The 6388-nt window shown below is 66.8% G+C and carries 6 protein-coding genes; 4 read left to right on the plus strand and 2 right to left on the minus strand.

Going from position 1 to position 6388, the window contains the following annotated elements:
• Positions 1-1167: a glycosyltransferase gene (locus tag JHD80_RS19825; RefSeq protein WP_199090951.1), complete on the plus strand. Its 1167-nt coding sequence runs from the start codon at positions 1-3 to the stop codon at positions 1165-1167.
• Between the two features lie 19 nt (positions 1168-1186).
• Here the strand turns inward: JHD80_RS19825 and JHD80_RS19830 are convergent, their stop codons facing one another.
• Positions 1187-1522, minus strand: coding sequence for an SMR family transporter (locus tag JHD80_RS19830; protein ID WP_199090953.1), 336 nt, complete (start codon positions 1520-1522; stop codon positions 1187-1189).
• On the minus strand, positions 1519-1872 hold the full coding sequence (locus tag JHD80_RS19835) for a DMT family transporter (protein WP_199090955.1): 354 nt from the start codon (positions 1870-1872) through the stop codon (positions 1519-1521). The genes JHD80_RS19830 and JHD80_RS19835 overlap by 4 nt, the downstream gene beginning before the upstream one ends.
• Before the next feature lie 509 nt (positions 1873-2381).
• Here JHD80_RS19835 and JHD80_RS19840 point away from each other — a divergent pair.
• The 3 genes from JHD80_RS19840 to JHD80_RS19850 are packed head-to-tail and all read left to right on the plus strand — an operon-like array spanning position 2382 to position 6324.
• Positions 2382-3935 (plus strand): undecaprenyl-phosphate glucose phosphotransferase, encoded by a 1554-nt coding sequence (locus JHD80_RS19840; protein WP_199090962.1) that lies wholly within the window; start codon positions 2382-2384, stop codon positions 3933-3935.
• Entirely contained in the window at positions 3932-5176 is a 1245-nt protein-coding gene (locus JHD80_RS19845; protein WP_199090964.1) for an O-antigen ligase family protein, read from the plus strand. The genes JHD80_RS19840 and JHD80_RS19845 overlap by 4 nt, the downstream gene beginning before the upstream one ends.
• Complete coding sequence (locus JHD80_RS19850; RefSeq protein ID WP_199090966.1) at positions 5173-6324, plus strand: acyltransferase family protein; 1152 nt, start codon at positions 5173-5175, stop codon at positions 6322-6324. Before JHD80_RS19845 ends, JHD80_RS19850 begins: the two co-directional genes overlap by 4 nt.
• Positions 6325-6388 lie beyond the last annotated feature (64 nt).

Genomic DNA, 6388 nt, shown 5'->3' on the forward strand with positions numbered 1-6388 from the left:
ATGAGGGACAGCCTGGCCGCCCGCCCCCTGAAAATCCTGCATGTCTTCCGCGCGCCGCTCGGCGGGCTGTTCCGGCATGTCCTCGACGTGGCCCGGGGACAGGTGGAGCGCGGGCACGATGTCGGCATCTTCTGCGATTCGAATACCGGCGGGGCGCGGGCCGACGAGGTCTTCCGCGAGCTCGGCAGCCAGCTGACGCTGGGCGTAACGCGCGTGCCGATGTCACGCTATCCGAGCGTGACCGACCTCGAGGCGCAATTCTCCGAGATGGCGCTGCGGCGGCGCCTCGCGCCGGATGTGGTGCATTGCCATGGCTCGAAGGGGGGCGTCTATGGCCGCATACCCGCGCTGTTCGCGTCCAATCGGCGCTACGTCACCGCCTATACGCCCCATGGCGGCAGCTTCAACTACAAGCCCGGCAGCATGGAGCATAAGGTCTACATGACCGTCGAGCGGCTGCTCGAAGGCGCGACCGACATGTTCCTGTTCGAGAGCCGCTTCATCGCCGGCCGGTTCGAGGCCCATGTCGGCCATCTCCCGCGAACTGACCATCGTGTCGTGCTCAACGGCGTGTCCGACGCGGAATTCGAGCCGATCGACCACCGTGCCGCGGAATTCGACCTGCTCTATCTCGGCGAATTGCGCTCGGCCAAGGGCGTCGACACGCTGATCGATGCGCTGGCGCTGCTGCGTCGCCGGGACGGTCTGACGCCGCGGATCCTGATCGTCGGCTCCGGCCCGGACGAGGTCGAACTGAAACAAATGACGCGCGAGCGCGGCATTGCCGATCAATGCGTGTTCGAGCCACCGGCGCCGATCCGCAAGGCTCTGGCCCGGGCCCGCGCGATGGTGATCCCGTCGCGGGCGGAATCCCTGCCCTATGTCATCCTGGAAGCGGCGGCGGCGGCGCAGCCCCTGATCTCGACCGATGTGGGCGGCATCGGCGAGATCTACGGCCCCAACCATCGCCAGCGATTGATCGCAGCCAACGATCCCGCGATCCTGGCCGGGGCGATCCGGGCGATGCTGGAGACGCCGGAAGCCGAACGTATTGCACAGGCCGCCGATCTCGCCGGCCATGTCCGGCAGAATTTCCGCCTGGACGACATGATCGACGGCGTCATCGCCGCCTACCGCGACGCACTGAAGGCGCGCGGCATCTCGTGAAGCCGGCGGTGTCCCGGCCTCAGAGCAGCTTGAGAGCCAGGACGCCGCAGATCACGAGCAGGATGCCGAGCCAGCCGACCGGCCGGATGCGCTGGCCGAAGACCAGCGCGCCGATGATCGCGGTGATCACCAGACCGGCCCCGCCCCAGACGGCGTAGGCCACTGAAAGATCCATGCCGTTGATTGCCTGGGCGAGCGCTGCGAAGGCGCCCATCACGAGGACGATGCCGCCTGCGCCCATCGTGCGACGGGCCATGCCGTCCGAGAGCTTGAGCAGGTAGGTGCCGCCGATTTCGAGCGCGACGGCCAGCAGAAGCCAGAGGAACGGGGCGGCCTGCATGAAGGAGGAGGTCACGCGAGCCTCCCGCGATCCTCGCTGCGTTCGTGCCCCACTCCGTTCTCGATGAGCAGGATGCCTGCCAGGATCGCAGCCAGCCCCGCCGCCCGCGCGGTGGTCAGGTGCTCGCCGAAGAGCACATGGCCGATCACCGCGATGCCGACGATGCCGAGCCCCTCCCAGACGGCATAGGCGACCGCCATGGGGATGACGCGCAGCGCGATGCTGAGCAGGATGAAGGAGAAACCGATCAGGATCAGCGGCAAGGTGCCGACGAGCCATGAGGTGGAGACAGCCGACTTCAGCGCGGCCGTCGCGACGATCTCGACGGCAATGGCCGCGAGCAGAACCAACCAGTGAAAAGACATGTTGCACACAGGCGAAGCGGGCGCTGAACGTCGCGGGGGCGACGCAGGGACGGCCAAGCAATCGTTAGAGTTTTAAATCGACAGATCCGAGAAGAAGACTTAGCCGGAGAATTAATCCAGCAGCCGGCGCCACAGGCAAAACACCTGTCGGGGCGCAGCGCTCATCACGAGCGATATATGCTTCTCAAACACTCATCGTTAGCCAATATGCCTATGCGACCTCGTTCTGTCAACTCGCGATCACTTGCAATAACAATCACTTGCGGGAAATCGAGACTTTTTCGGCCGGTCGGGACCTGCGTCAAATCACTGGCCGGCCACGACAAAATCCACTTTTTCGACGCCGCGTTTCGGCAGCGTGCGGAAAGCAACTTCGCCTCGCCCTAGAGTTTACGAATCCCGGGAAAGAGCGAGCGGTCCGATTAAATCTTCCGTGAGCAATTTCGGATAGAGCCGAACCGGGATCGCCGCTCCCCCGGCGCGGCGCTCCGAGTTGAGGGTGTAGGGTGATGGGGACTTTCGACGTCCGCGATATGATGAAGGCGGATGCGGCCGCCTCGGCCACGCCGACGATGTTCGGCGGGACCGACAAGGGCCAGACGCGGCGCTTCCATCCGCTGGCCGAGCGCATCGCCGCGATCCCGGTCAAGCCGACCCTCTCTCCCGTGATGATCGAAGGCGCGGCCCGTCTGCTCGACCTGATCGCCATCGTCGCGACGGGCGGGCTGATCTACTGGCTCTACGCCGCCGGCAAGGTCGAATACACGCTGCCCTATCAGGTGACCGTCGGGGCGCTGGCTTTCGGCGCGCTCGCGCTGTTCCAGGCGCTACAGCTCTACCCGATCGGGGCGCTGCGCAATGTCATCGGCAGCGCCGTCAGGCTGGTCACCGGCTGGACCATGCTGTTCCTGGTCGCGCTCGCGGCCTTCTTCTTCCTGAAGATCGGCGACCAGGTGTCGCGCGGCTGGCTGATCGGCTTCTATTTCGCCGGCGCGGGCGCCCTGCTCGCCGGGCGCATCGTCATGACGGCGGGCGTGCGCCACCTCACCCGGACCGGGCGCCTCGAACGGCGCACCGCGATCGTCGGCGGCGGCGAGGCCGGCGAGGCGCTGATACGTGCCCTGGAAGGCCAGAAGGACACCGGCCTGCGCATCTGCGGCGTGTTCGACGACCGCAACGACGAGCGCTCGCCCGATCTCGTCGCGGGCTATCCCAAGCTCGGCACGATCGACGACCTCGTCGAATTCGCGCGCCGCACCAAGCTCGACCTCGTCATCTTCACCTTGCCGATCTCGGCCGAGGCACGGCTCCTGACGATGCTGCGCAAGCTCTGGGTGCTGCCGATCGACATCCGCCTCTCGGCCCATCTGTCGAAGCTGCGCCTGCGGCCGCGTTCCTATTCCTATTTCGGCGCGGTCCCGGTGCTCGACGTCTTCGACCGGCCGATCGCCGACTGGGACATCGTCGTCAAATGGGCCTTCGACAAGGTCGTCGGTACGCTGGCGCTGATCGCGCTCTCGCCGGTGATGCTGGCGACGGCGCTCGCGATCAAGCTCGACTCCAAGGGGCCGGTGTTCTTCCGCCAGAAGCGCTACGGCTTCAACAACGAGACCGTGGGCGTCCTGAAATTCCGCTCGCTGCGCCATGACATGGCGGACCATACCGCGGCCAAGCAGGTCACCAAGGACGATCCGCGCGTCACGCGCGTCGGCCGCTTCATCCGCAAGACCTCGATCGACGAATTGCCGCAGCTCCTGAACGTCGTCTTCAAGGGAGACCTCTCGCTGGTCGGCCCGCGGCCGCACGCCATCCACGCCAAGGCCTCCAACCGCGCCTATGAGCAGGTGGTGGACGGCTATTTCGCGCGCCACAAGGTCAAGCCCGGCATCACCGGCTGGGCGCAGATCAACGGCTGGCGCGGCGAGACCGATACCGACGAGAAGATCCAGCGGCGCGTCGAGCACGACCTCTACTACATCGAGAACTGGTCGGTGCTGCTGGACCTCTACATTCTCGTGAAGACGCCGCTCTCGCTGATGACCAAGAACGAGAACGCCTATTGAGCGCGCTCGCGCAGGAGCCGCGGCAGACCGCACGGGCGCCGCGCCTGGCGGTTTCCCATGCCGCGATCAAGCGCGGCACCTTGTGGCTGCTCGGCGCCGCAAGCGGGCTCGCGCTGGTCGAGCCTTCGCCTTACGAAGTCGTCTTCCTGCTGGCATTGTTCGTCTTCGCGGTAACCGGCATCCGGTTCTCGCAGAAGCTCCTGCCGCTCGCCATATTGCTGCTCGGCTACAATATCGGCGGGATCTTCTCGCTCATCCCCTGGATGGGCGACGGCGAAGCGGTGCGCTTCACGGCCGTATCGGTCTATCTGATGATCACGGCGGTCTTCATCGCCGGCATCATGTCCCAGGATGCGGCAGGCCGGCTCGAGACGCTGCGCCGAGGCTACCTGTTCGCCGCCTGGGTCGCGGGCTTCGCGGCGCTTCTCGGCTATTTCGACGTCGCCGGGCTCGGTTCGACCTTCACGCTCTACGGCCGCGCTTCCGGCACGTTCAAGGACCCGAACGTGCTCGGCCCCTATCTGGCGCTGCCGATCGTCTATGTGCTGCAGCGCATCCTGACGGGGCAGACCGGCATGCTGCGGGGCCTGGCCGCGCTCAGCGTGCCGCTCGCCGCGCTGTTCTTCACCTTCTCCCGCGGCGCCTGGGGCGTTCTCGTCGTCTCGACGGCGCTGATGATCGTCCTCACCTTCCTGACCGCGCCGAACGCCGCGAGCCGGGGGCGCATCGTCGCGATGTCGCTGGCCGCGCTCGTCGCGATGATCGCGGCGCTGCTGGTGGCGCTGTCCTTCGAGGAAATCCGCAGCGTCTTCGACGCGCGCGCCAGCCTCGACCAGGACTACGACCAGGGCGTCACCGGCCGCTTCGGCAACCAGTTGCGCGCCATCCCGATGCTGCTGGATGCGCCCAACGGCTTCGGGCCGCTGCAATTCCGCTGGCTGTTTAACCAGGCCGACCCGCACAACGTCTATATCAATGCCTTCGCATCCTATGGCTGGCTCGGCGGATTGTCCTGGGTCAGCCTGATGGTGGCGACCTGCTATGTCGGCTGGCGGGTGGTGTTCCGGCCGGGCCCGACCCAGTTGCACGCGATCGCGATCTGGTCCGTGCTCTTCGTCACCATCCTCCAGGGCTTCCAGATCGACAGCGACCACTGGCGGCATCTCTACCTGATGATGGGCCTGATCTGGGGCCTGGCGGCGCTTGGCCCCGATGGCGAGGGGGCCACGGGCCGGCCATGACGACCGCAGCGACACCCGCCGCCGGCAGACCCCCGGCCGGCCAGATCGAGACCATCCAGGCTTTGCGCGCCATCGCGGCGCTATTGGTCGTCTTCGGCCATGCCGCGCATGAGACGGAGGCGATCGGCCCGCGCGTGGGCCTGCCGGCCATCGACCCGGCCTTCCTGCACTGGGGCATCGGCGTCGATATCTTCTTCGTCATCTCCGGCTTCATCATGGTGCATACGTCGACCGACCTGTTCGGCCGGCCCGGAGCCTGGCGCATCTTCCTCGCCCGGCGCATCGCCCGGATCGTGCCGCTCTATTGGCTCCTGACCAGCGTCCTTCTGCTCGGAAGCCTCGTCGCGCCCCGGCTCCTGAACGTTCCGGTCGGCGACTGGCAGCATGTGCTGGCCTCCTATCTCTTCATCCCGAGCCTGCGCGGCGGCGACGAGACCAGGCCCGTGATGGCGCTAGGCTGGACGCTCAACCTGGAAATGTTCTTCTACGTGCTGTTCGCCACGGCGATGCTGCTGCCGCTGAAGCGCGGCACGATCGCTCTCGCGCTGGCGATCACCGGCTTGGCGCTGGCGGGCGCCATGTTGCGGCCGACGCAGGTGCAGCTCGCCTTTTGGACGCAGCAGATCATCCTCGAATTCCTGTTCGGCTGCGGGCTGGCGCTGCTGTACCGGCAAGGCGTCAGGCTGCCTGCCGCGGCGGCCATTCTGCTGGTCGCGCTGGGCTTCGCCAGCATGGTCAAGGCCCATGGCCTCGACGCGGCGGGCACGGTCCCGCCGGCCTTGCGCTGGGGGCTTCCCGCCGTGCTGATCGTCGGCGGCGCGGCGCTCTATCGCGGTGCCCCGCCGCGCCTTGCCCTGCTTCTCACCGGGCTCGGCAACGCCTCCTACAGCCTCTACCTGTTCCATCCCTTCGCGCTGCGGCCGCTCCGGGAGGTCTGGGTCAAGCTGGTCGGCGACGCGTTGCCGCTGGAGATCTATATCGCCGTGGCGCTTACGGTCGCAGCCATCGCATCCACCCTGCTCTATCGCTGGGTCGAGCGCCCGATCGGACGGTGGCTGCGGTTTCCAGCGGCCAAGGCCGGTTCACGCGGAGACGGCGCGACGCCAACGGAACGCGCTCAGGCCCTGCCCTTCCGGACCACGACATAGGCGTAGGTCGTGACGAAGTTCCAGCCGACTCGCGCCGCCAGCGCGTTGAAGGTGTGGTCGACCT

Source organism: Allobosea sp. ASV33 (assembly GCF_016428755.1).
GTDB lineage: Bacteria > Pseudomonadota > Alphaproteobacteria > Rhizobiales > Beijerinckiaceae > Allobosea.